Origin of the sequence: Cupriavidus gilardii (genome assembly GCF_013314895.1) — a bacterium.
Taxonomy (GTDB): Bacteria; Pseudomonadota; Gammaproteobacteria; order Burkholderiales; family Burkholderiaceae; genus Cupriavidus; species Cupriavidus gilardii_C.
Window position 1 is genome coordinate 1 of sequence record NZ_JABTYE010000056.1, and the last position, 1,332, is coordinate 1,332.

At 58.0% G+C, this 1,332-nt stretch carries 1 protein-coding gene; it reads left to right on the forward strand.

What is annotated here, in order from left to right:
* Window positions 1-53 precede the first annotated feature (53 nt).
* Window positions 54-1,297 (forward strand): IS3 family transposase gene (locus HTY53_RS24570; RefSeq protein ID WP_438820990.1). Its coding sequence is split into 2 segments (ribosomal slippage): window positions 54-408 and window positions 408-1,297, totalling 1,245 coding nucleotides; the frame shifts between segments, so codons are not numbered across the junction.
* Window positions 1,298-1,332 lie beyond the last annotated feature (35 nt).

Sequence of the window (1,332 nt, forward strand, 5' to 3'; positions counted from 1 at the left end):
TGACCCGTCCTGAATACGGTTGACACTTTTCCTGCCGAGATTGGGAGAGTGCTGTGGAGAGGGAACGGAAGCGAACGCAACGTGACTACACGCTGGCTTTTAAGTTGGCAGTTGTGGAGGCGGTGGAAAAAGGCGAATTGACGTACAAACAGGCGCAGCACAAGTACGGCATCCAGGGCCGGTCTACAGTACTGGTATGGTTGCGCAAGCATGGACTACAGGACTGGAGCGGCTCGTTGCCCAGGGGCGTCCAGTACGTCAGGATGGAAAACCAAGACAAGACCAAGCCGGTTACGCCAGAACAGCGGATCAAGGAGTTGGAAGTCCAGTTGCGCGAAGCGCAGGAGAAAGCGCGCCTGTTCGAGGCAGTGATCGACGTGATCCAGAAGGAGCACGGGGTGCGCATCGTAAAAAAGCCTTTGGGCAGGTCCTCACGCAAGAGCTCGTCCAAGGGCTAAGCGTTAGCAAGGCCTGCCGTTACTTCGGCATCAGCCGTCAGGCTTACTACAAGCGCCGCGACAGCGAACTGCGGCAGGCCGCTCGGGATACCGCGATCTGTGCGCTGGTCAAGCAGGTGCGGCTGCGCCAGCCTCGCATAGGCACGCGCAAGCTGCAGCAAATACTGCGGGCCCCGATGGAGAAGGCCGATATCCAGCTCGGTCGTGACCGGCTGTTCGAAGTGCTGCGCGCGGCCAGGCTGCTGGTGAAGCCGCATCGGGCCTATCACAAGACCACCGACAGCCACCACCGCTTTCGCCGCCATCCAAATTTGCTCAAGGATGGAGCGCAAAAGGTTGTACCGACTGCACCAGAACAGCTTTGGGTAGCTGACATTACGTACCTGCCGACGACGCACCAGACGGTCTACCTTAGTCTGGTCACCGACGCCTACTCACGAAAGATCGTGGGCTACCACGTCCACGATAGCTTGCAGACTGAGCAAGTGAGCCAAGCCCTGAAGATGGCGCTGCGCTCACGCCGGACCCGGCAGCCCTTGGTACACCATTCGGATCGTGGCATTCAATACTGCTCGACTTACTATCAGGCCATCCATCAGCGGCACGGCCTGACCTGCTCGATGACCGATGGCTACGACTGCTATCAAAACGCCATGGCCGAACGCATCAACGGCATCCTCAAGAGCGAGTTCCTCTTGAACCGTCCGCGTGATCTGCTGCAAGCTGCCCGTATGGTCCGAGAGTCAGTACAGATCTATAACGGCGAGCGACCACATCAGGCTTTGAAATACAAAACGCCCGATGAGGTCCATCGGGCGTTGCTTACCTTGGCTCAATAGGGCCAAGAACTGTCAACCTATGTCAGGACTTGACA